Genomic DNA, 22,405 nt, shown 5'->3' on the forward strand with positions numbered 1-22,405 from the left:
GATTGCCTCCGGGCCGATGTTGCAGACCGTGAATGTTATGCGGCTGTTGCTCCCAGTGTGGTTTTCCCTGTTTCTCGTGGGCCTGGCGTCCGGGCAGGATGACGCCCGGATGAAGCTTTCCTGGCCGACGACCAACTACGCCTACGCCCGGGGGGAGCGGATTGAGAACTTTATTCAGCCCACCGTTTCCGGACTCGCCACCTCGGGGCTGTTTGGCTGCGTGCGTTCCAGCGGCACCCAATTCCACGAGGCGCTCGACCTCATGCCGATCGAACGCGATCGGCGCGGCGAACCGACGGACGAAGTCCACGTCGTGCTCGATGGGGTGGTGCGGCATGTCAACGCCCGCGCCGGTGCCAGCAGCTATGGCCGCTACGTGGTGGTCGAGCACGTCGATGCCGAACCGGCCATTTACACGCTTTACGCTCATCTGGCTTCCATCGATCCCGCGGTGGTGGTCGGGAGCACCGTCGAGCGCTCGCAAGTGCTCGGCATCATGGGACGCAGTGCGGGAGGCTATACGATTCCGAAGGAGCGCGCCCACGTGCATTTTGAGATGGGACTGCGGCTGACTGATAACTTCCAGAGTTGGTATGACTGGAAGAAATTCGGCAGCAAAAACACGCATGGGGCCTACAACGGCATGAACCTCGTCGGGTTCGACCCGCTGGCGTTTTACGATGCCTTTCGTGCTCAAAAAGTCGATACGTTCGCCGACTTCCTGCGCGGTTTGGAACCGGTGGCGATTGTCCGGATTGCGACCACCAAAACACCGGATTTCGTGAAGCGTTACCCATCGTTGGTCGGAGCGACGGTGCCGGCGGGCGATCTCGCCGGTTGGGAGATTTCGTTCAACCAACACGGGGTGCCCTTCGCGTGGCGGGCGCTGCGCAAGGCCGCCGTGAAAGACTACAAGCGACTCGAATCGCGGGTGGTGTGGCGCGACTCCGATGCGCTCCGCGCCTGCCGTTGCAAGGACTTGGTGCGCAAACGCTGGGGGCACTATCGGCCGGACAGTGACATGCAGCGGAACCTGCAACTCCTGCTGGGCTTACGCCGCTAAAGTCACGGCGCGCGACGCCCCGGCATTGACTGACGAAGGTGAGGGCGATATCCGGATGTCACCCATGATAAAGCACTTCCGTAACTTTCCGCATGAAATTTCATTCTGGGCGCGAATCGGCTGGGGCGGACTGATGTTGCTCTGCGCGGGCGCACGACTCGGCTGGGCCGCCGACCTCGAGGTTCTTTCGGCCGCGGGTTCCGGCCGGGCAACGGCCTATGTGGAATCGCCGAAAATCATCAGCTTCGGGGACCGCACGCATGTGGCGTGGCTGGACTCGTCGGCCGACGGATTTCGGGTGCAAATCCGGACCCTTGATCAGGTCACGGGGCAATGGGGAGATAAGGTGACGTTGGGTCCGGCCGAGGATAATCACGGCGGGCCGGCGCTCACGATCGACGCCGCGGGCTACCTGCACGTGCTGTATTATTCGCATCACCACCCGTTCCGCTACCGACGTTCCGTGCGACCCAATGATGCGTCGGAGTGGACGCCGAACGAAGAATTTGGCCACAATCTCACTTACCCCGGCCTGGTGTGCGCGGCCGACGGCTCTTTAATTATGGTGGCCCGTCGCAGCTACGAGGATCGCCCGTGGGAGTTGGAGTTGTGGCGGAAATCGCCCGGCGAAGCGTGGAGCCGGCAAGGACCGGTATTGCGTTCCCGGCATACGGATTATGCGCAGTTTGCCGCGTCGCTCGCCTGGAGTCCGGATCACAAAACCCTGCATCTGGGCGCCCGGATTCTCGAACTGCCCACCGGCGAACTTTCGCTCATGCACGCGGGAGTGGTGCATCTCACCAGCACCGATGACGGGCTCACGTGGAGCAACGCCGCAGGCACCACGTTGCGCGAAGCGGCCACCATTGATACCGCCCAACCGTTGGCGACGGGCTCGACTGATCAGTCCCGTATCCTCCACGTTGGGTCGATCGATGTCGGCCCGGCGGGCGAGGTCGCAATCCCCTACAATGTGCGCGTGCAGGAAACGTCGCAGTCGTGGATCGCGATCAAGTCGCCTGCCCAAACCACTTGGCGACATCATGCGCTGAACCGCTTCTTACCCCACGGCTGGCGAGATGCCGCGTTGTTGATGCATGGCGGCGTGGCCTACGGTAATACGGGTCGCCTGGTCGTGACGGGAGTCGTGATGCGCATGGCTCCCGACAGCACCGCATGGGGTGAACCCAGCACGGAAGTCGTGCGATTCGTTTCCGTCGATGGCGGCGAAACCTTTACGTCCCGGATCGTGGGGGAGGTGGATCCCGACGTTCCCCACTGGATGCCCAACATCGAGCGCCGCACGGGCTTCAATAAAGTAGGCGTGGAGCCGGCGTTGATTTACACGGCGGGCGAGCGGGGAGACGCGCTGAAGGATCAACTCTCCAATCGCGTGCTGTGGGTGCCCGGCGTTGGAAATTAGATCCCCAATACAAAAAACGGCCGCGAGCGAACTCGCGGCCGAGATGGGCAGAATAAACAGCTGAATGGTGAGGCTCGGCTCTAGTTATTATTCTGCTGGAAAGCCTCGGCGAGGGCGATGCCCGTGGTGTCACCGGCTCCCTTGACCGTCATGGTGTGTGGGCCGGGCGGGAGCAACAGGATGGCGGCAGCTTCCGCGGCGACCGTCGGCGCAAATCCACTTTCCGTGATCGGCTGCAGGTAGGTCGTGTCGGCGGCGTTATCGTTCCAGAAGATCTGATTGCCCCACCGATCATGGACGTAGAGCACGGGATCGGCCAGGGCGCCTACCACGCCAAACTCGGTGAGCACGGGGCCCCGGCCGGTGACAATCACCGTCAACGGTTCCGTGCCTTCGATGACGAAACCGACGACAAGCGAAGCGTCGCCCGCACCGACGGCCCCACGGCTGGAGACATTGGACAAATGCGAGGCCGTGCGGCCAGCTTCGGAGGCCCACAGTTGGCCGCGAATCTCGCCGCCCGCGTGCACGTCGGAGTGGATGTTGATGTAGGCCCCGCCGTTGAGCAGGGTCATCATGTCGCCCGCGTAGTCCACGTCATTCCAGACTTGGGAGTAGGTGTTGCCGTTTTGGTTGTAGTCGGCCGCCCCGCCCAATCCGTTGACCACACCGCCGTTGGTGCCGACGGCGCCCTCGTGGATGTGTGAGGCGGCGAACGTGTTGGTGAAGTTGTAGGCGAACACGATGAGCTCGAACTTACCCGTCACAGGGTAGAGCGTCATTTGGGCGGCTCCATAGGCGTCGCTTTCGACGGTGGCGGTTTCCTGTTCCGGGCTGAGTTTGGCCCAGAGTTGCACGGGATCGGCCCAAAGTTGTCCGCGAATTTCGCCTCCCGGAAAAATGGCACTGTGAATGTTCACATAGGCACCACCCGCGAGCAGCGTGGCGGGGTCGCCACCGTAGGAAAGTCCGGAGAACGACGCCGACAAATCATCGCCGTTGCGGGTGTAAACGGTTTCGGCCCCGAGGCCGGTCACAACGCCACCGGAGGAACCGGCGGGGGCTTCATGCAAATGGGAGCCGGTGACGAGGTTCGCCATGCCGGTTACGTTCACGGTGAGATTGAAGGTATTGGTGGCCGTGTCATACCACATTTCCGCCATGCCGGTGGCGGTGGATGCGCTGGCGGGGGTTTCCTGCGCGGCGTCGAGGTTGGCCGACAGGCGGATACGCGCGGCGGTGGCGGGGAGGGTGATTATCGCCGTGAGGAAAAAGGCGATAACGGTGCGTTTGAGTAGCGTAGTTGTCATAGGGGTTTTATGAGGGTTTGCCCGCCTCGCCGATCAGCCACTGCCCAGGGTGAACAGTGATCAAGATAGGGGCAGATGCACCGAATGTGACCCGAGAAACGCAATACGGTTGCGCCAGTTCCGCTCTTTACGCCAATTGACTGCAAATCGTTAACCCGTCGAAACGAGGTCAACGCGTGGTTCACCCGGAGGTGATCACACCTTGCTCCAATCCAGCATGCGCTGGATGGGCGTGAGGGCAGCGGTGCGCACGGATTCGGGGACGTCGATGGCCGGGGCCATGTTTTTCAACGCATCGCGGACCTTCTCGATCGTGTTCATTTTCATGAAGCGACAATCGTTGCAGGCGCAGGTGTTGGTCGGGCCGGCGATGAAGGTCTTGTGCGGCACATCCTTTTGCAGGCGGTGCAGCATGCCGCTTTCCGTCACCACAATGATGCGCTCGGCGGGGGTTTCCTTGGCAAACTTCACCATGAGCTCGGTCGAGCAAACCTCGTCGGCCAGATCGCGCACGGCTTGCACGCACTCCGGGTGGGCGACGACGGGCGCATCGGGAAACTGCAGGCGGATTTTCTCAATGGCCGCCGTGGTAAACTGCACGTGGGCGTAGCAACTGCCCGGCCACAGCTGCATGGTGCGGCCGGTTTGCTGGCTGACCCATTGACCGAGATTCTGGTCGGGCACGAAGAGAATGGGGCGATCGGCGGGCACTTGGTTGACGATTTTCATCGCGTTGCCGCTGGTGCAGATCACGTCGCTGAGCGCTTTTACTCCGGCGGAACAATTGATGTAAGCCACCACATAGACCTCGGGATGCTCGGCCTTGTAGGCGGCGAGACGGTCGGCCGGGCACGAGTCGGAAAGCGAGCAACCGGCGTCGAGATCGGGCAGGAGCACGGTGCGCCCGGGATTCACGATCTTGGCGGTTTCGGCCATGAAATGGACGCCACAAAACAGGATCACGTCGGCTTCGGCGGCTTGCGCTTGATAGGACAGCCCCAGCGAGTCGCCCACGTAATCGGCCACCTGTTGGATGGATTCGATCTGGTAATTGTGCGCGAGAATGACGGCGTTGCGCTCTTTCTTAAGCGCAAGGATCTCCTCTTGGATTGCCGTCAACGCCGGCGGCGCAGCGCGCGGCGCGATGATCAATGGTTCGTAGTCAAGAACAGCAGGCATGGGTAAACGGGAGTCAGACTTCATTAACCACGAAATACACGAAACACACGAAAGCCATCGGAGGTAGGGAGCTTTTCGTGTGTTTCGTGTATTTCGTGGTTCCTTTTCATTTCAGATCGATTTGAGCAGGTTGATCATGTCGCGGAAGACCTGGTAGTCGTGAAGGGGCGCGAGGTCGGGATCGTTTTCCATCCAGTCGAAGTCCACGTAGCCCAATTCGATGGCGCGGCGCAGCGTCTTCAGCGCATCGCGATGCCGGTCGGTGAGCACGAGCGAGCAGGCGAGATTGTAGTGAGCCGTGGCATCGCGGGGACACAGACGCACCATGCGGCGGTCCATTTTCAACCCGTCGGCGATGCGGCCGGTTTTGGTGTAGAGTCCGCCGAGGATTGCCACGACGTCGACGTAACGCGGGTCGCGTCGCAGGACGGACTCAAAAAAGCCGATTTCCCATTCGGGATCTTCCTTGCGGGCCATGGTCGCGGGGCGGGGCGGCTCGCCTCAGGCGGAGCGGTGTTTGCAGACACCGGCATCGCGCAGGGCGTCGCACCGGGCCGATACCTGGAGGCGCTGCGACACGGGGCGCAGGCCGACTTTGGAAGCGACGGAGTTGCCATACCACTCCATGAAGGGGGCATCGATTTCGAAAATCTTGTCGCAATCGAGGCAGATGACCTGCGCGACTTCGGTGCCGCCCTCGACGTTGGGCAGGTAAAATTTGATGTTCTTGCCGATGTCGATTTCCCGCAGCAGGGCGCTCTCGACCATGATCGGCAGGGTGCGATAAACGGTGGCGCGGGACACCGAATCATCGATGGCCCGGGCGTGGTCCAGCAGCTCCTCGGCGGTGAAGTGCTCCGTTTGGGCAAACGCGGCTTCGAAAATCGCCAGGCGTTGGTTGGTCACGCGCAAGGCTTTGGTGCCGAGGTAGGATTTGAATTTTTCGCGCGCGGCGTCGTTGCTCACAGCCTGATCGTCGGTCCCGTTACTCCTAGGTGTCAATGTTGAGGTTACGGTGTCAGTTGAGCTGTTGCCCGGACGTGTGATACCGCCGCAGCGAGTTGAGTGACCTCCACGGCACCATGCAGCTGCTGATCGCCGATCACCAAAACAGGAGTGCCTTCGAGTTGAAGCTCTTCAAACCAGGCCGTCACCTGTGGCAGATGGTCGAGCAGCGATTTCTCCCGCTCGCGCATCTCTTCCTCCAGTGCCGCGGGATCGAGACCGACGAGCGTGGCCAGATCGAGAATGCGGGCGTCGTCGAGCGTATCGTCGTCGCGAAGCAGCGCGTCGTGCAGCGGGACCGCCCGTCCTTGGGCACGGGCGGCCTCAACCGCGAGACCGGCTCGAAACGAGTCCCGGCCGATGAAGGGGTAATTCACGTAGACCACGCGCACCTTGCCGTCGTTTGCCACGAAATCATGCAACAGCGGGTAGGCCGCTTTGCAGTGATCGCACTGGTAGTCAAAAAACGAAATAATGACCGCGTCGCCGGTCAGGTTACCGGCGGAGAGCGAGAGCGGGTGGGTCGTGATGTCCTCCCGAATTCGACGCATTTCCGTCGCGACATCAGGTTCGGCAGCCGCCGGATCAGCGGCGCACGCAGTCTGCACGAGCAGCGAAAGCCCGGTCAGGATAATCAGGGGGGAGGGAAAAACGGCGGGCATGACGGCAGGAAGGGCGGACTCGGAGGGCGAACGCCCATCGTGACGATTCGGTGGGTGGCGGTCAAACGTGCGCCAGCCTACGAGAACGGTTGCGCCGTCTCTGACCGCGAGCCATGTAGGACGGCTCTATGATCGTCGGAGTGCACCCCATTGCCGGTTTCGACAAGCTGCTCCACTATAAGGTGCCGGCTCGGCTGGAGGATGCCGTCGCGGTTGGTTCGCTCGTGCGTATCCCGATCGGTCGCCGATTCACGCTGGGAATCGTGGGGGTGGTGGGCGCGCCCAGTGACTTTCCCATCGACCGGCTGAAGAACCTCACCGACCTCGTTTATGATTTTCCGGCCTTGCCCGCTGATTTGCTGGAGTTGGCCAAATGGATGGCCGTCTACTACGCGGCGCCGCTGGACGGCATCATCGAAACCATGTTGCCTGGTGCGGTCCGTCGGGCGGCGGGCCTTAAGCAGGAAAAATTGATCGCACTCGGCACCGCGCTCGACGACGAGGCGCTGGCCAAACTCGAGAAGCGGGCGCCGCAACAGGCGAAACTTTACCGGTTTATCACGCAGCAATTCAAACCAGTCGCCAAGAACCTCGTGCTGAAGCGGCTGGGCGTGGGCGCGGGCTCGGCGAATGCGTTGATTAAACAAGGCGCGTTGCGCGAAATGTCGCAGCAGGTGAAGCGCGTGGCTTACGCCGACGACTTTTCCGAGGGCGAGCTCGTGGCCGCGTTGCCGCACTTGCTCAATGCGGAACAACAGGCGGCGTTCGACGCGCTCAAAGTTGAGATCGCTAAAGACGAGTTCGGCGTGACGCTGTTGCAGGGCGTCACCGGATCGGGCAAAACCGAGGTCTATTTGCGCGCCATTCACGAAGCATTGGCCGATGGCGGGGGAGTGGTGTTTCTCGTGCCGGAAGTGGCGCTGACCCCGCAAACCGTGGCCCGTCTGCGCAGTCGTCTGGAATCCATCGCGCCCGACCACGCGTGCGTCGTGTGGCACAGTCACTTGAGCGAAGGTGAGCGCGTCGACGGCTGGCACGAACTTGCCACCGGCCAAGCCCGTATCGTGGTCGGAGCGCGCTCGGCGATTTTTGCCCCCGTGCAAAACCTCCGACTCATCGTCGTGGATGAGGAACACGAGCCAGCCTACAAACAGGACGAGACTCCGCGCTATCACGGTCGCGACGTCGCAGTGATGCGCGCGAAACTCAACGGCGCCCACTGCCTGCTCGGCTCGGCCACGCCATCGTTGGAAAGTTACGCGAACGCGCAGGCGGGGCGTTATAAGCACCTGCACATGAAACAGCGCATCGACGACCGCGAACTCCCGTTCATCGACGTCGTCGACATGCGCATCGAGATCATGCGGTCACGCGGACTGACCACGCTCTCGCAGAAACTGGTGCACGGGATGCAGGACCGTTTTGAAAAGAAGGAGCAGACGATTCTGTTTCTCAACCGGCGCGGCTACTCGTCGTCCATGATGTGCCGATCCTGCGGTCACGTGGAGGAGTGCCCGCATTGCAGTATTTCGATGACCTACCATCGCACCGACGAGTCGTTGCGATGTCACATGTGTGGTCACGAACGCGGCGCACCCGTGCGTTGCCCCAAATGCGAGGCGCCGGATATCCGTTGGCGGGGCACCGGCACGCAACGCGTCGAAGAAGCGGTCACCCGCGTGCTGCCGCGGGCGCGCATCGAGCGAATGGATACAGACACGATGTCCAAAAAAAACCGCTTCCGGCAGGTGCTCTCCGAGTTTCGCGCCGGCAAGATCGATGTATTGGTGGGCACGCAGATGATCGCGAAAGGATTGGATTTTCCCAACGTCACCTTGGTGGGTTTGGTCGACGCCGACATGTCGATGCACATGCCGGACTTTCGCGCCACGGAACGCACGTTTCAGTTGCTCGTGCAAGTGGCCGGTCGGTCGGGGCGAGGTGATCGAGCGGGCGTGGTGATCGTGCAGACATTTACGCCGCAAGCCGACGCGATACAGTTCTCACGGCACGCCGATTTCGACGGGTTTGCGGAAGGCGAACTCAAGATCCGCAAGGATTTCCAGTATCCCCCATATCGGCACCTCATTCACCATTCCTTTCGCGGACCCAATCCGGAAAAACTCCTCTTCTTTGCGGAGCAATGGGCGCGTTTGGTGGAGAAGGAATTTCCCGACCAATTGGAAGTGCGCGGCCCCGCGCCATCGCCGATTGAGAAAGTGAAGGATCACTACCGCTTCCAAGTCTGGTATTTCACCCACGGCGTCTCGCGCGTGATCGGGAAACTGAACCAAAAGCGCCGCGAATTCGCCTGGCCCGACGACGTCATCCAAGTCATGGACGTTGATCCGGTAAACCTGGGCTAGTTGGCAGGCGGGCCGACATGCCGCGGAGGGGGCAGCGATGATCTCGCACGCATCTTTGTGCCGTTTTAGTGGCAGCCAGGTTACATCGCTTGCGCCGTTTTCGATGGGCCTCCACCGGTGGGAAATCGTCCCTCGTGACGTCTCACCATGCACTCATTCCGACTGACTTTCTGGACCTTGATCTTAACGACGACCGTGCTGTGGCTCGGTTGTGCGAGCACGCCCGCTGTCGAGGCATGGTCGCATCCGTCGGAATCGCGCGCCGAAGCGCTGTTGGCGCAGCCTCGACCGCTGATTATTGCGCACCGTGGTTTTAGTGAATGGGCCCCTGAGAATACCCTGCCTGCCTTCGCCTTGGCGATTCATGCCGAAGCCGATTTGGTGGAGTTGGACTATCATGTCACGGCCGATGGAGTGCCGGTGGTGTTTCACGATTATACGCTCGATCGCACTTCGAACGCGGTGGCGCAGTGGGGCGGGAGTGACTGGCAGCTGGAGGCACAACCTGCGCACGTTTTGACCGACCTCGACGCGGGCGGCTGGTTCTCTTCCGCCTACGCGGGTGCGAAACTTCCGACTCTGAATGAATCTCTGGATTTCATTCAAGGGGCTGGTGGCGTCACCTTGATTGAACGCAAAGCCGGTTCCGCAGCCGACTGCGCGGAAATCATTCACGCCAAACGACTGATCAACGACGTCGTGGTGCAGGCCTTTGACTGGGAATTTCTTGCCGCATTGCACGATGCCATACCCACGCAGGTGTTGGGCGCATTGGGACCGCAGAAGGAGTGGGACGGACGAAAGCTCGCGGCCGCAGAGAAAACCCTCTCTCCGCTTTGGGTGGAACGTGCGGCGAAATCGGGAGTCCGCGTGATTGGCTGGAACCGACACATCACCGCGGAAGCCGTGGCGGCGGCTCACGCTCGCGGCCTTAAAATTTGGGTTTACACCATCAACGAATTGCCCGCCGCGAAAGCACTCCTCGCCTTGGGAGTGGATGGCATCATTACCAACAACCCGCTGCGGATCAGTCGCCTCCGGAAGTGAGTCCTATGGCCGAAGGCTGGGCGCCCATATCCAGCTCGCAACTCAGGCAATTTGAGCGGATTACGCTCAACGGTCGAAGTCCTTCCACACTACGACATCGTTCTCAAAGTGGATGTTGTAGAAGTTTCTTAACCCCGGACCGGGGTCCCAAAACAACCAAAACGCTTTGGTCCCGTCTTTCGATTTTTCCTTACTCACCGGGATGTCGCGCAGAATTTCCTCCGCTTCTTTGACCGGCATACCGATACTTATTCGGTCATAGAAGTGTTTGTGTTGACCGGTGCGGGTCAGGTGAATGCAGCTTCCGAGCATGACGAGAAAACCGACGAAAAACGCGACCAAGCAACCGCTCGTTTTTTTCGTTTTGGCGGTCATCGATCAGGTTTTTTGTTTAGCCACCGAGGGCCGATCAGAAGGTATGAAGGCGGGGGCGCCTTCTGGTGTTACTTGCCTTTGATACCGTAGTTCTTCGAGGGAAAGATTTCCGATTTCTATCGGCTTTTTGACTCCATCGGGAACGTAGCGACGCGGCCCTATTTCGGCCAAGAGGGGATGATGTGAAGCCTGCATAAAGGTGCGAAATCCAAATAAATCTAACGGTTCTGAAAATGATGAACACGCCGGCGAACACCACCATGAGTCCGTAAAAAAAGGGATTCAGCAAGATGGCGGCGAACGCGCCTCCGGTAACGCAAAACACTCCGAATCCCAACCACACTTTCGTTAGACGGGAGAGGTTCACCTTTTTCCGCATAAACCAACGAGCAACTTGGATACACATGAACACGTGTATCGCCACGATCCTGCCGAGGAACCAAGTGGCCAGTGGAATGACGAAGAACCCGAAATAGTCGAGCTGCCGGAGTTCGTCTTCGCGGAGGATGCTCCATGGACGAACCAAGCCAAACCCGCTGATGCCAGCCCGCGGGATGAAAGGTCAAAGAAGATGCGGTGCCGCCTGAGTCTCCCAAACACAGGCAGATTCGGAGGGATTGGCCGACTGCGCCGACAAGTCAGCGCACATTCAATAACATGAATTATCTGATGTCCTCCCTTGTGGGCGGTTGAGGGCATATATGACATGGCGTCTTTCGAGACAGACACGAGATCGATGCCTATTTCCGCTTGCCATGAAATCAGATCAATTTAACGGGTCCGATAGTGGGTCTAAGCGATCTGGTTGTCGGAATACCGTGACGCATTTGCCACCTCTACCACCTCTAGAAAATTGAGTATCTGTTACGATGTCCATTGATTCTGATTTCGCTAAAAAACACGAACCTTTGACGATGACTATTTTGGGATTCCGAGTCTGGTCGTTGCTGCTGATTTGGTTGCTACCTTCATACGCATGGGGCGATCCAATCATAACTGAATTTATGGCTGATAATGATTCAGTATTGGCCGACGAAGATGGTGAATACGAGGATTGGATTGAGATTTATAATCCTGAATCAGTCGCGATTGATCTCTCTGGATGGGCGCTCACAGACACGGCTGACAAAATGGATAAGTGGGTGTTTCCAGCGGTCATAATAGCACCTGGCGATTATTTGGTTGTATTTGCATCGAGTAAGGACCGAGTAGATCCGAGCGGCAATTTACACACCAATTTTGGATTAAAGGCTGGCGGTGAATATCTTGGATTGGTGAAATCCGACTTGGTAACCGTCGTATCGGAGTTTGCACCGGAGTATCCAGCGCAAATTACTGATGTTTCCTACGGGATTTCTGCCCCGGACCCAACGAGCGGCAACCGGGTGGAAGGATATTTTGAGGAAGCGACTCCGGGGGGGCGCAATGGCGGTGCGAGTAGTCTGATACTCACCGAAAGCGTAGAGTTCTCGAGTGATTCGACCACGTTCTATGACCTGCTTGAACTGAAAATGGCCGGGGCGAACGGAGGGCAACTCATTCGCTATGAGGTGGCACCGCCTTCGGAGGTTGGCGGGGCGATTGAAGAGCCCAGTGAGCATTCAGCGGTATATACTTCGCCGCTTGAAATCCGGGATTCCGTCGTAGTTCGCGCAGCGGTGTTTTCTTCCGACGGTTCGCGGCATGGTGTGGTGAGCACGGTGCAATTCTTGAAACTCGACCGTGACTCAAGTTTAAGAGTCGGCGATTTCACTAGTTCGCTTCCGTTGCTCATTATTGACGACCATGGTCTCGGCGAGTTTGGAAAGGACGGCGTTGAGCGTCTGGGATGGCTGTATGGGTTTGAACCAAACGACAGCGGCTTCACTGCGTTTTCGGATCAACCGGATTACGCCGCGATGCTGACCCTTGAAGTTCGCGGACAATCATCCTCTACGTATGCGAAGAAAGGATACAAATTTGATCTATTGAATCCTTGGGGCAGTAAGACCAATATCGGGCTTTTTGGACTGGCGAGCTTTGACGAATGGAATGCGGTAGCCCCATTTAACTGGGACACCGCGTTTTTTCGTAACGCGTTTGCCTATGGCTTGAGTAACACCATAGGTCGTTGGGCCGCTCGCACTCGTTTCGTTGAGGCGTTCGTAAACTTCGATAACGATGGTCTGACGATGGCGGATTACGCCGGTATATTCGTAATCACGGACAAAACTGACGTTGAATCCGGCCGCATCGAGTTGGCGGAATTGGGTCTTGATGATAATCAGGGTGAAGGTGTGACAGGAGGCTATCTTTTGCTGGTAGATGAACCTGATGACAACAAATATGCTTGGACGACCGACCGCGGATTTCCCGACATACTGAACTCGGTGCTGCAAGTCGATACGCCGAAGATCGACAAAATTACTGATCTTCAACGAGATTACATTGTCGGATATATCCAATCCATGGAGAATGCGCTTGTCGCCGACGAGGCCGCGAATTGGTCCCGACGAAACTACCTCCAATACATCAATCGTGCGTCATGGGTTGATCATCACCTCTTGAATGTGTTTATGAAGAACACGGATGCGTTTTGGCGTAGCGCCTACTTCACCAAGGATCGAGGTGAACGCCTCGCTGCCGGTCCGATTTGGGATTTCGATCGCAGTCTTGATTCCGCCGACCCGCGTGATGACGAGCCTGCCTCTTGGCAATTGACCGAATCGACCAGTCAGGGAACTGCGGTGGACTATTGGGGATTTGGTTGGTGGGGGATATTGGCGCGTGATTCGGATTTTATGCAGGCGTGGGTCGATCGTTGGCAGGCGTTGCGGGTAGGTCCCTTAAGTAATTCACAATTGACCGAGCGTGCGGATTCGTTGACTCGCGAAATCGGACCCGATGCCGCAGCTCGCGATGCAGGTAGATGGCTGGATAATATAAGCTCTCACGGGAGTTTTATGAATGAGGCCAATCACATCAAGGATTGGCTAATTACTCGAGCCGGTTGGATCGACAATCAGTTTGTGCCTGCACCGGTGCTGAGTGACAATGGCGATGGAACTCGGGATATAACAGCGCCGAATGGAGCGCAGCTCATTTATACGCTTGGTGGGGCGGATCCGCGCTTGCGTGGTGGCGGCATTGCTCCCGATGCCATCATTACCAATGAAACCATCACCGTGGAGACCTTCAGTCATGCCCGTTTTCGTGCTTTTGACGAAGCCAATACGGCTTTCCCGGGCAGCCGATGGAGTGGTCTGGTGCCTAGCGGCGAGCGTGCTCCCTACGCAGTGCCGCCCCGTATGGTAAATGTTTCCACCCGAGCGCACATTTCTGGAGCTGGTGATGTTTTGGTTGCTGGTCTCGTTATCGAAGAAGCAGACGGAAAGTCGATTATTGTTCGCGGTATTGGTCCAGCTTTGGCGCCCCACGGGATCAATGATGCTCTCCCCGATCCCTTAATTCGCGTGTTCAACGAGACCGGAGAAATGGTGGGAAGTAATCAGGGGTGGGGGACCGCAGCCAACGCGAACGAATTATCCGATCTGTTTGCAAGGGTGGGAGCGTTCCCCTTGGAATCGGGCGCGGGGGACAGTGCCATGCAACTACAATTACCGGCTGGAAACTATACGATCCACCTGAGCAGCGCCACAGATCTAAGCGGAAGTGGATTACTTGAAGTATATGAAGCCGACGACATTGGATCGCTACTTAATCTCTCCACTCGTGGTAATACGGTGGGAGAATCAGATCCGCTCGTCGCTGGATTCGTTGTCACCGGTGAAGCGCCTAAGCGCGTGCTCATTCGTGGCGTGGGAATGGGTCTGTCAGACTATGGAGTCGAAAACCCCTTGTCGGATCCAGTCCTGACTTTGCGATCTGTAGACGATGTATTGGCCGTCAACGATGACTGGGACGAGAATCCGGATGTAGCAGATGCCAGCGCTTACGTTGGCGCTTTCGCATTGGCAAACGATGCGACCGACGCGGCAATGTTGGTCACACTATTCCCAGGAATTTACACAGCGGCGGTATCCGGAAAGAATGATTCCGACGGAGTAGCCTTGGTGGAAATTTATGAGATTCGGTGAGTTTCACTTCTCTACGCCTGACGATCACAGAAAATTTTAGATTGAACGCCTTCAGTAAAAAAGGACGGCGTTTATTTCCATCGATATCTGGGGAAGCCCTGCTGGGAGAACCCAAAGGTTTTTTGTTTAGCCACCGAGGGCCGATTAGAAGGTATTAAGGCGGGGGCGCCTTCTGGTGTTACTTTCCTTTGATACCGTAGTTCTTCGAGGGAAAGATTTCCGATTTCTATCGGCTTTTTGACTCCATCGGGAACGTATCCAAGCCGCTCGTAGAAGTGCCTTCCGGCCAGGTTTTGCTCCAACACCCAGAGTGCGATATTTCCGCGGCGAGATTCGCGGGCGAGATTTTCGGCAAACCGCATCAAGGCGCTTCCATATCCGCACCGCCATTGAGAAGGGCAGACATAGAGCGCCCACACTTCGACGGAATCCTCGCAATCATCATCCCGGCATGGGCCGTAGGACAGCCAAGCCACTATTTTATTCTCGGACTCCAGAACAAACGTTTCGCTCTGAGACGCAGACAAAATGGTGCTCCACCGCTTCGTTCTCCGCTCAATGTCCAATTCGTCCAAGAACGCATCGGGCACGATTCCTTCGTAGGCGGCCCGCCATGAATCGACGTGAATCCGCGCTATCGACCGAGCGTCTCGAAGGGTTGCAGATCTGATCATTTGTCTGGTTGCACGTCGGAAATTAACAAAGGAGGAGTTCGAGTTCACGGTTCTGAGATATACGCTGCTCTTTTCGATGTTCTGATTTCTTGGGGGCTTTCCGAAATGCGATTAGGAGATACCGCAACCATGAAGATCTGGCCCGGTATCAGGTCGTGGTCAGCGCTGATTTTTCGGGATTTATTTTCAGAACCTATCTCTCATACTCACGCGAATTTGGCGGTTCAATTTCCGGTGCTGGAGGCGCCTGGTTTTAAAACCCTGCGAGGGAGAAATAGAAAGACGGACGAACGCGGAGGTCGGTGTAGTTGAACCTCAGGCGTTCTGGCGGGGGCGGCGGTAGAGCCAGCGGGCGAGGGCGGGGAGGATGATGATGGCGGCGATCATGTTGACAAGGAACATGAAGGTGAGGAGCACGCCCATGTCGGCTTGGAACTTGAGTTGAGAAAAGATCCACGTGCTCACCCCGATCGCCAAAGTAAGTCCCGTGAATACCACCGCACTTCCGGTGCGAGTGAAGGCTTCAAACATGGCGTCCTCAAAGGCTTTGCCTTCCCGCATGGCTTCGGAGAGGCGCGAGAAGATGTAGATACCGTAGTCGACGCCAATGCCGACACCGAGCGCGACGACGGGCAGAGTGGAGGTCTTCAGGCCGATTTCCAAATACACCATGAGCGCGTAACCGAGATAGCTCACGAGCAGCAGCGGTAGCACGATGCAGAGCATGGCACGGATCGAGCGGAACGTGATCAGGCAAAGCGTGATCACGGCCCCGAAGACCCAAAACACGATGGGGTATTGGGCGGCCTGCACGACTTCGTTGGTCGCGGCCATGACACCGGCGTTGCCGCTGGCCAGGCGGAAGCGGACTTTGTCGGACGGGTGCGCGGCGGCGAACGCTTTCACCGCATCGGTCACGCCGGTGAGGGTTTCGGCGCGGTGGTCGGATAGGAAGATCATGATGGGCATCACACTGCCGTCGGCGTTAAGCAAGCCGGTCGCGGTCTCGATGGGAGAAACAGCTTGAGCGAGCGCCTGCGGGTGCGAGGGCAGGATGCGCCATTTCAACGATCCTTCGTTCCAGCCTGCGTTGACGATTTTAGCGACGGTGGGCAGGCTGATGATCGACTGCACACCCGGAATGGTGCGCATGTGGCCGGCAAACTGATCCATGAGCGTGACGACCTCGTAGTCGACGCAGGCATCGGGACCGCCTTCGGCGATGACGGAGAGGATGTCCACGCCGATGGAAAATTTCTCCGTGATGACGCGGCTGTCTTCGTTGTAGCGCGAGGTTTGGCGGAGCTCGGGCATGCCGGCGTTGATATCGCCAATGCGGACTTTTTGGGACTGACCAAACGCCCACCAGCCGAGCCCGGCACACAGCAGGAGAATAGCGGCGGAAACGTCGGGCCGCATGACGACGCAGACCCGGCGCCACGCGGCATCGGTGCGTTCGCGGCGGGCGGCGATTTTCTCCTGATAGTGATCGGGCAACTGCACGTAGGAGAGCAGAATAGGCAGGAGGAAGAGATTGGTGATGAGGATGACGGCCACGCCGAGCGAAGCGGTGATGGCGAGTTCGCGGATGACCTCGATCTTGATGATGAGCATCGTGACGAAGCCGAGCGTGTCGGTGAGCAGCGCGACGCCGCCGGGCACGAGCAGTTGTCGGAACGCGGCGCGCGCGGCTTCGACGCTGGAGTGACCCGAAAAGGCTTCGGCGCGGTAGGCGCGCATCATCTGCACGCCGTGGCTCACGCCGATGGCGAAGATGAGAAACGGCACGAGAATGGAGAACGGATCGAGCCCGAAGCCGAGAGCGTTGAGGGCACCGAGTTGCCAGATGACGGCGATCGTCGCGCAGCCGAGCGTGAACGCCGTGAGCTTGAGCGATTGAGAGTAAAAGAGCACCAGCAGACCGGTGATGACGAAGGCCACGCCGAAGAAAAACAGGACGTTGCGGGCGCCGTCACTGATGTCGCCGATGACCTTGGCAAACCCGATGATGTGCACGCCCATGCGCACGTCGACGGCCCAGCCCTCGAACTGATCGCGGATGTCGGCTTCGAGGGCGTTGGCGACTTCGATGTAGTCGATGCGTTCGCCGGTGGCGGGGTCGACCTCAAGGAGTTGGGCGCTGATGATGGCTCCGGAAAAATCGTTGGCGACCAACTGCCCGAGTTTGCCCGACTTGATGATGTTGGATTTGACGCGGGCGAAGTTGGCTGGCGTCGGCGTGAAGTCGGCCGGGATGACGTTGCCCCCGGCGAAGCCGTCGTCGACGACTTCGACGTAGCGGACGTTGGGGGTGAAGAGTGATTGGACCTGGGCGCGGTCGACGCCCGGCAGGAAAAAGACGGCGTCGGTGGCTTCGCGCAGGGCGGCGAAGAACTCGGGGGTGAAGATATTGCCGTCCTTGGCCATGAGTGCGATGACCACACGATTGGCCCCGCCGAAGTCGGACTCGAACTCGGTGAAAGTTTGAATGTAGGGATGCTCCAGCGGCAGTGATTTTTTGAAACTCGCGTCCACGTGCGTGCGCGATGCGAACCAACCCATCAGCACCGTGAGCGCGATGAAGCCGACGACCAACTTGGTGCGATGGTCGAAGACGAAGGTTTCAAGCAAGGTGATGACGCGGGCCTTCATCACCTAAGTAACAAGTAACAAGTAAGAAGTCATAGGTAAGAGGTGGTCAGCGAGATTTTCGAATGGTCGCGAGGGTGCGGACGAGTTCGTCGCTTCTGTTTGCGGATTCCCCAGACTCCGCTGGCGGCGTTCGTGGTGCATCATGGTCGCTTCTTACTTCGGACTTTTTCTCACGGTGCCACTTGCGCACCGTCTTCGCCGAAGGTGAGGAGTTTGCCGTGGGGCGTGAGCAGGACTTCGGCAATGGCGGGGGTGACGTCGCCGGCGGCTACGAAGGTCGCGCCGTGGTCGTGACTCATCCACCAGGTGCGGGCCTGGCCGGCGAGAATCACGGTGCGGGCCGAGGCGAGTTCGATGCCGGTCATGATGAGGCCGGTGCCGGGGGTTTTGAGGGCGGTCCAGTTGTCACCGTGATCGGTGCTGCGGTAAACGCGACCGCGCAGGCCGTAGGCGAGGAGGGAATCATTGGCGAGTTCGATCACGCCATAGAGCGAGCCGTCGTCGCCGGTGCTGAGGTGTTCCCAAGTGGCACCGTGGTCGGTGGAGCGGAGGAGGGTGCCGAATTCCCCGGCGAGGAACAACGTGCCGCCCACGGTGCGCGTGATGCGATTGAGGTGCACGTCGTCATCGAGGATCCATTGCTGCTCCCACGTCGCGCCGGCGTCGTGAGACTCGAAGAAGGCCCCGAAGGCCCCGACGGCGATGACGTGGCCGTGGTCGAGGGCCAACACGTCGAGAAACGGCGATTCGGGATCGGGGCCGGTGAACTGATGGGCCCAAATTTTGCCGCCGTCGGTGGTGCGCAGAATGACGGCGCCGTGGCCGGCCGCCCAGCCATTGCGGGTGTCCGCGAAACTGATGGCGCAGAGCGTGTAGGGCACGCCGGACGTGACGGGGGACCAGGTCTGGCCGTCATCGGTGGAGCGGCGAATTACACCGCGTTCGCCGACGGCGACGATGTCGTTGCCGACCAGCGCGGCGTCGAGCAGGAGCGGTCCGGGAGCGGCGGCGTTGACGAGCGAGGCCGTGAACAGGGTGGCTACGACGGCCAGGAAGCGTCTGAGGGTGTCGGGCATAAAGCCCGACCCACGGGGGGCGGTGGAGGTGTCGGGCGTGAAGCCCGACCCTCGGCGGATGGGTTGGGTGGGTCGGGCTTTACGCCCGACATCCATCAAGGCGATGGAACGGAACCAGGACATTACCGGATGCCAGCCTTGCGCAGGGCGTTGGGCGAGTAATCGCGTTCGTCGCGCTCGATGGTGAAGTCATACATCGGCTGGTCGTTGTCCAATCCGATGGCGAGGTAACGTCCGGCCACGAGGTCGGTGTGCACTTCGAGGGTGCTCCAGAAGGTTTGCGCGTCGTAGTAATTAATGCAGTGGGCTTCGGAGACACGCCAGAGATCGCCGCGGGTGTCGTATTGGTCGACGGCGAGGATCTGCCAGGAGTCTTCGTCGACGTAGAGGGTGCGGCGGGAGTAGACGTGGCTGGTGCCTTCCTTCAGGCGGGCCTCGACGACCCAGACGCGATGCTTTTCGTAGCGGGCAAGGTCCTGATTGATGTGCAGGGGCTGAAGGATGTCGTCGGGAGAAACCTGGTCGCTGTGCAATTGGTAACTGTTGTAGGGCACGATCATCTCGCGCTTGCCGACGAGTTCCCACGTGTAGCGATCGGGCGCGCCGTTGAACATGTCGAACTGGTCGCTGGTGCGCATGCCGTCGGCGGCGGTGCCGGGGTTGTCGTAGGCGACCTGCGGGGCGCGCCGGACGCGGCGTTGGCCCGCATTGTAAACCCAAGCGCGACGGGGCTCGACGATTTGGTCGAGGGTCTCGTGCACCATGAGGATGGTCCCGGCGAGACGGGCGGGCGCGAGCACGGCTTGTTTGAAGAAGATGATGGTATTGTTGAGGTCGCCGGGACCGAGGTCGGGCCGGGCGTAGTTGAACATGAACTCGTCCTCGAACTCGACCATGGTGTAGCTGCCGTTGCGTTGGGGGGCGGCTTGACCGATGCGACGGATGGCGGCGTCACCCCGGTAGCGCAGCAGGTGATTCCACAACACTTCGATGCCGCTTTGCGGGACGGGAAATGGAATGCCGCGAATGGTGCCCTCGACGCCGGAGCCGTCGTTGACGACGCGGGCGGTGGGAGCAAATTCGCGAGTGGCGTCGGAGATGCGTTGGGGAACGGAGGCGCTGCGATGGGTCGGGTAGACCTTGACCTTGTAGGTGTCGGGATAGGTCTCGATCAACGCCACGGCCCCGGCGGTGAGCTGATCGCGATACGTCGCCAGGTTGGTCGCGTCGATGGTGACGAGCGGAGTGTCCGAGGCGTAGGGATCGGGATGGTGATCACCGGGAGTATAACCGGCGGGAGCGCTGGTGAGGCCGCCGTTCCAAGCTGGGATGGAACCGTCGGCATTGCCGGCCACTTCGCCGCCGAGTGGCGTGAGGTCGTCGCCGAGACGGGCGAGGTCGGCCTCGCTGATGGCGGCGGAGAGGAGGGTGGCGGAGAGCAGGCCGCCGGTGAGTTGGAAAAAAGATTTCATCGTAGCGAAAGGGGAGGGGCGGGTCCCGGGTTAGAAGGAATACTTGATGGTGGTGGCGAAGAAATCGCGGTCACCGAGCAGGTTTTGCACGCCACCCCCGAAGTAGTTCACGTAGCGAATGTCGGCCGACCAGGTGTTTTGGAAGACGAACTCGGTGGAGAGGCTCAGCGACTTGCGTCCCTCAAGATAGTTGGACAACGGCGCGGGGCTGTTGCCGGTAACGTCGTGGCTGAATGCGATGGTCGGCAGCACATTGATGCCGGCAAACAGGTTGTTGTATTCGAGTCGGGCGAGCAGTTGATAGCCCCACGCGAAGTCGTCGGCGAAGTAGCTCAGCGGAGTCGCGGGGAGGGCGCTGCCGGTGCCGATCATGGACGCTTGGTTACCCGACGTGTAGGTGCCGGAGACTTCGTAACGCAGGACATCCTTGGCGGGCAGGTCGGCCCAGAGGCCACCGACTTCACCGAGCACGGTGAGCGAGCTGGCCCCGAGGGTGGGACCGAAGACCTTGGTCATCGTCGACTGGGCGGTCCAAACGTCGTGGCGGCGATGACCACGGACGATGGTGCCGTATTGGCCAAGGTAGTCGCCGACCTGATTATTGGCTCCAAACTGCGGGGCGAGCGTGGACAGGGCCGCGAAGAGCAGCTCCACATCGTCGACCTGCAGGGGCATGTCGTGCTTGTAGGAGACCTCCCCCTGCCAGGCGACGCCGAGATTGGCGAGGTCGGCGTTGAAGCTGGCGCCGAGCATGGTGATGTCCTCGGGATACTCGATGAAGTAGTTGGCGGTGGCGGCGGCGTTGAGCAGACCGACCTGCTTGGCTCCGGCGGCAATGCTCTGGGCGGCCGGGTAAAACGCGGCGAACGGCGCGAGCGACGGGATGCCGGGAATAGCGGCGGCGGGCACATTGGTGAGTGCGGCGCCGAGGAGCGTCGGCAGGATGGAGGGAATCGCCTGCGCCGGCACGCCGTTGGCGATCATGGCGGGCACGAGTTGCTGCTGGGCGATGGCGGAGGCGGTGCCCTGCACCTCGGCGGAGCTGATCGGGCGGGCGGGCGTGATGGCGTTGATCAGCGGCAAGCGGCTGTGGAACTTGGCGAAGTAAACGCCGAACTCGGTGTCGTTGAGGCCGGGGGCGAGGTAACGCAGGGCGAGGCCCCATTGGTTGTAGTTGTTGCCCTCGTCATCCCGACCGCGGGGGATGGCGCCGAGTGTGCCGGTATCGGGCAAGGCGCCGAAACCGAGGAACACCATGTCACCGCCGCGCGAGGCGAAGTCGTTGGTCGAAAAATAAGTGCCGGCGGGTTCGATTTCGGTGTGGCGGAACTCCAGCAACCAGAACGCTTCGACGGACAGGTTGTAGGTGAGGTCGGCCGAGACCTTCAGCATGTTGACCGGGAGAAACCCCTCGCGGAGTTCGGCGCCGGGGACGCGCAGATTGGCGACCTCGACGGGATTCACGATGTTGTTGCCGTTGGGCAGGAACGTGCTTTCGCCGAGGCTGAGCACCTGGCGACCGAGGCGCACGTCGACGGGCGTATCGCCGACATCGAAGCGCACGACGCCGTAGAGATCAAAGTAGTCGAGCCGATTGCCGGCGCGGTCGAGTGCTTCGGCACGGAGTGGTTTGCGCAGATTGTTCGCTCCTTCGACGGCGTCGTCGTAGAGCCAGGAACCCCGGGTGAAGAAACCGAGATGGTCGCCGTAGGTCAGCTCGAGTTCGGAGGTGACCTTGAAGGCCTTGGAGACCCATCCGTCGGTGAAGTTCAGGTTGCCGTCATCGGTGTTGACGGAGTTGGCGTTGCCGCCGTTGGAAGTGCCGTAGAGGTCGGGATCGGGGTCGTCCAGACGGTAGATGCCGCCGGCGGAAATGGTGGTGTCCCAGCTGCCGCTGAGATCGCCTTCCGTAAAAGTGATGGCGCCGAGTGACGAGGTAATCAGGAGGGAGCCCGCCAGCCACCAGCGGCGAGTAGTTACAATGCGTTGCATGGAATGATGTAGTTCGAGAAAGACCCTCCACTA

At 59.6% G+C, this 22,405-nt stretch carries 16 protein-coding genes; 5 read left to right on the forward strand and 11 right to left on the reverse strand.

The window, feature by feature from the left end:
* Positions 1-37 precede the first annotated feature (37 nt).
* On the forward strand, positions 38-1,063 hold the full coding sequence (locus PXH66_RS06075) for a M23 family metallopeptidase (RefSeq protein WP_330927701.1): 1,026 nt from the start codon (positions 38-40) through the stop codon (positions 1,061-1,063).
* A 64-nt stretch (positions 1,064-1,127) separates the two neighbouring features.
* Positions 1,128-2,486 carry a BNR-4 repeat-containing protein gene (locus tag PXH66_RS06080; protein ID WP_330927702.1) on the forward strand — a complete coding sequence of 453 codons (1,359 nt, stop codon included), beginning with the start codon at positions 1,128-1,130 and terminating at the stop codon, positions 2,484-2,486.
* 80 nt (positions 2,487-2,566) lie between these two features.
* On the opposite strand, the gene PXH66_RS06085 is transcribed toward PXH66_RS06080, so the two are convergent.
* From PXH66_RS06085 to PXH66_RS06105, 5 genes are all read right to left on the reverse strand, one after another.
* Positions 2,567-3,796 carry a CHRD domain-containing protein gene (locus PXH66_RS06085; protein WP_330927703.1) on the reverse strand — a complete coding sequence of 410 codons (1,230 nt, stop codon included), beginning with the start codon at positions 3,794-3,796 and terminating at the stop codon, positions 2,567-2,569.
* 195 nt (positions 3,797-3,991) lie between these two features.
* Positions 3,992-4,975, reverse strand: a complete 984-nt coding sequence (nadA, locus tag PXH66_RS06090) for a quinolinate synthase NadA (RefSeq protein WP_330927704.1) — start codon at positions 4,973-4,975, stop codon at positions 3,992-3,994.
* A 111-nt stretch (positions 4,976-5,086) separates the two neighbouring features.
* Positions 5,087-5,452: a TPR end-of-group domain-containing protein gene (locus PXH66_RS06095; protein ID WP_330927705.1), complete on the reverse strand. Its 366-nt coding sequence runs from the start codon at positions 5,450-5,452 to the stop codon at positions 5,087-5,089.
* Positions 5,453-5,476: 24 nt separating this feature from the next.
* The gene (locus PXH66_RS06100) at positions 5,477-5,941 is read right to left on the reverse strand and encodes a Fur family transcriptional regulator (RefSeq protein WP_330927706.1); all 465 of its coding nucleotides are present in this window, start codon (positions 5,939-5,941) and stop codon (positions 5,477-5,479) included.
* Positions 5,942-5,985: 44 nt separating this feature from the next.
* Positions 5,986-6,642: a DsbA family protein gene (locus tag PXH66_RS06105; protein ID WP_330927707.1), complete on the reverse strand. Its 657-nt coding sequence runs from the start codon at positions 6,640-6,642 to the stop codon at positions 5,986-5,988.
* 128 nt (positions 6,643-6,770) lie between these two features.
* On the opposite strand from PXH66_RS06105, the gene priA reads away from it, so the two are divergent.
* Together priA and PXH66_RS06115 are read left to right on the forward strand one after the other, a co-directional pair.
* Complete coding sequence (gene priA, locus PXH66_RS06110) at positions 6,771-9,008, forward strand: replication restart helicase PriA (protein WP_330927708.1); 2,238 nt, start codon at positions 6,771-6,773, stop codon at positions 9,006-9,008.
* A 147-nt stretch (positions 9,009-9,155) separates the two neighbouring features.
* Complete coding sequence (locus tag PXH66_RS06115; RefSeq protein WP_330927709.1) at positions 9,156-10,055, forward strand: glycerophosphodiester phosphodiesterase; 900 nt, start codon at positions 9,156-9,158, stop codon at positions 10,053-10,055.
* Positions 10,056-10,121: 66 nt separating this feature from the next.
* Here the strand turns inward: PXH66_RS06115 and PXH66_RS06120 are convergent, their stop codons facing one another.
* Entirely contained in the window at positions 10,122-10,430 is a 309-nt protein-coding gene (locus PXH66_RS06120) for a hypothetical protein (RefSeq protein ID WP_330927710.1), read from the reverse strand.
* A gap of 869 nt (positions 10,431-11,299) precedes the next feature.
* On the opposite strand from PXH66_RS06120, the gene PXH66_RS06125 reads away from it, so the two are divergent.
* The gene (locus PXH66_RS06125; protein WP_330927711.1) at positions 11,300-14,506 is read left to right on the forward strand and encodes a CotH kinase family protein; all 3,207 of its coding nucleotides are present in this window, start codon (positions 11,300-11,302) and stop codon (positions 14,504-14,506) included.
* Between the two features lie 71 nt (positions 14,507-14,577).
* Here PXH66_RS06125 and PXH66_RS06130 read toward each other — a convergent pair whose 3' ends face one another.
* The 5 genes from PXH66_RS06130 to PXH66_RS06150 all read right to left on the reverse strand — a co-directional run bounded on the left by PXH66_RS06130 (position 14,578) and on the right by PXH66_RS06150 (position 22,372).
* Positions 14,578-15,096: a GNAT family N-acetyltransferase gene (locus tag PXH66_RS06130; RefSeq protein WP_330927712.1), complete on the reverse strand. Its 519-nt coding sequence runs from the start codon at positions 15,094-15,096 to the stop codon at positions 14,578-14,580.
* 399 nt (positions 15,097-15,495) lie between these two features.
* Positions 15,496-17,832 (reverse strand): efflux RND transporter permease subunit, encoded by a 2,337-nt coding sequence (locus tag PXH66_RS06135; protein WP_330927739.1) that lies wholly within the window; start codon positions 17,830-17,832, stop codon positions 15,496-15,498.
* Positions 17,833-18,002: 170 nt separating this feature from the next.
* Positions 18,003-19,031 carry a WD40/YVTN/BNR-like repeat-containing protein gene (locus tag PXH66_RS06140; RefSeq protein WP_330927713.1) on the reverse strand — a complete coding sequence of 343 codons (1,029 nt, stop codon included), beginning with the start codon at positions 19,029-19,031 and terminating at the stop codon, positions 18,003-18,005.
* Positions 19,031-20,380: a DUF1329 domain-containing protein gene (locus PXH66_RS06145; protein ID WP_330927714.1), complete on the reverse strand. Its 1,350-nt coding sequence runs from the start codon at positions 20,378-20,380 to the stop codon at positions 19,031-19,033. The genes PXH66_RS06140 and PXH66_RS06145 overlap by 1 nt, the downstream gene beginning before the upstream one ends.
* Before the next feature lie 30 nt (positions 20,381-20,410).
* Positions 20,411-22,372 carry a DUF1302 domain-containing protein gene (locus PXH66_RS06150; protein ID WP_330927715.1) on the reverse strand — a complete coding sequence of 654 codons (1,962 nt, stop codon included), beginning with the start codon at positions 22,370-22,372 and terminating at the stop codon, positions 20,411-20,413.
* Positions 22,373-22,405 lie beyond the last annotated feature (33 nt).

Origin of the sequence: Synoicihabitans lomoniglobus (assembly GCF_029023725.1) — a bacterium.
GTDB classification, from domain to species: Bacteria; Verrucomicrobiota; Verrucomicrobiia; order Opitutales; family Opitutaceae; genus Actomonas; species Actomonas lomonigloba.

Excerpts from the sequence above, each read along its gene's own strand:
- PXH66_RS06145 (WP_330927714.1), bottom strand. The coding sequence starts at position 20,380 with ATGAAATCTTTTTTCCAACTCACCGGCGGCCTGCTCTCCGCCACCCTC.
- PXH66_RS06095 (WP_330927705.1), bottom strand. The coding sequence starts at position 5,452 with ATGGCCCGCAAGGAAGATCCCGAATGGGAAATCGGCTTTTTTGAGTCC.
- PXH66_RS06135 (WP_330927739.1), bottom strand. The coding sequence starts at position 17,832 with ATGAAGGCCCGCGTCATCACCTTGCTTGAAACCTTCGTCTTCGACCAT.
- PXH66_RS06105 (WP_330927707.1), bottom strand. The coding sequence starts at position 6,642 with ATGCCCGCCGTTTTTCCCTCCCCCCTGATTATCCTGACCGGGCTTTCG.
- PXH66_RS06140 (WP_330927713.1), bottom strand. The coding sequence starts at position 19,031 with ATGTCCTGGTTCCGTTCCATCGCCTTGATGGATGTCGGGCGTAAAGCC.
- nadA (WP_330927704.1), bottom strand. The coding sequence starts at position 4,975 with ATGCCTGCTGTTCTTGACTACGAACCATTGATCATCGCGCCGCGCGCT.
- PXH66_RS06115 (WP_330927709.1), top strand. The coding sequence starts at position 9,156 with ATGCACTCATTCCGACTGACTTTCTGGACCTTGATCTTAACGACGACC.
- priA (WP_330927708.1), top strand. The coding sequence starts at position 6,771 with ATGATCGTCGGAGTGCACCCCATTGCCGGTTTCGACAAGCTGCTCCAC.
- PXH66_RS06085 (WP_330927703.1), bottom strand. The coding sequence starts at position 3,796 with ATGACAACTACGCTACTCAAACGCACCGTTATCGCCTTTTTCCTCACG.
- PXH66_RS06120 (WP_330927710.1), bottom strand. The coding sequence starts at position 10,430 with ATGACCGCCAAAACGAAAAAAACGAGCGGTTGCTTGGTCGCGTTTTTC.
- PXH66_RS06125 (WP_330927711.1), top strand. The coding sequence starts at position 11,300 with ATGTCCATTGATTCTGATTTCGCTAAAAAACACGAACCTTTGACGATG.
- PXH66_RS06075 (WP_330927701.1), top strand. The coding sequence starts at position 38 with ATGCGGCTGTTGCTCCCAGTGTGGTTTTCCCTGTTTCTCGTGGGCCTG.
- PXH66_RS06150 (WP_330927715.1), bottom strand. The coding sequence starts at position 22,372 with ATGCAACGCATTGTAACTACTCGCCGCTGGTGGCTGGCGGGCTCCCTC.
- PXH66_RS06080 (WP_330927702.1), top strand. The coding sequence starts at position 1,128 with ATGATAAAGCACTTCCGTAACTTTCCGCATGAAATTTCATTCTGGGCG.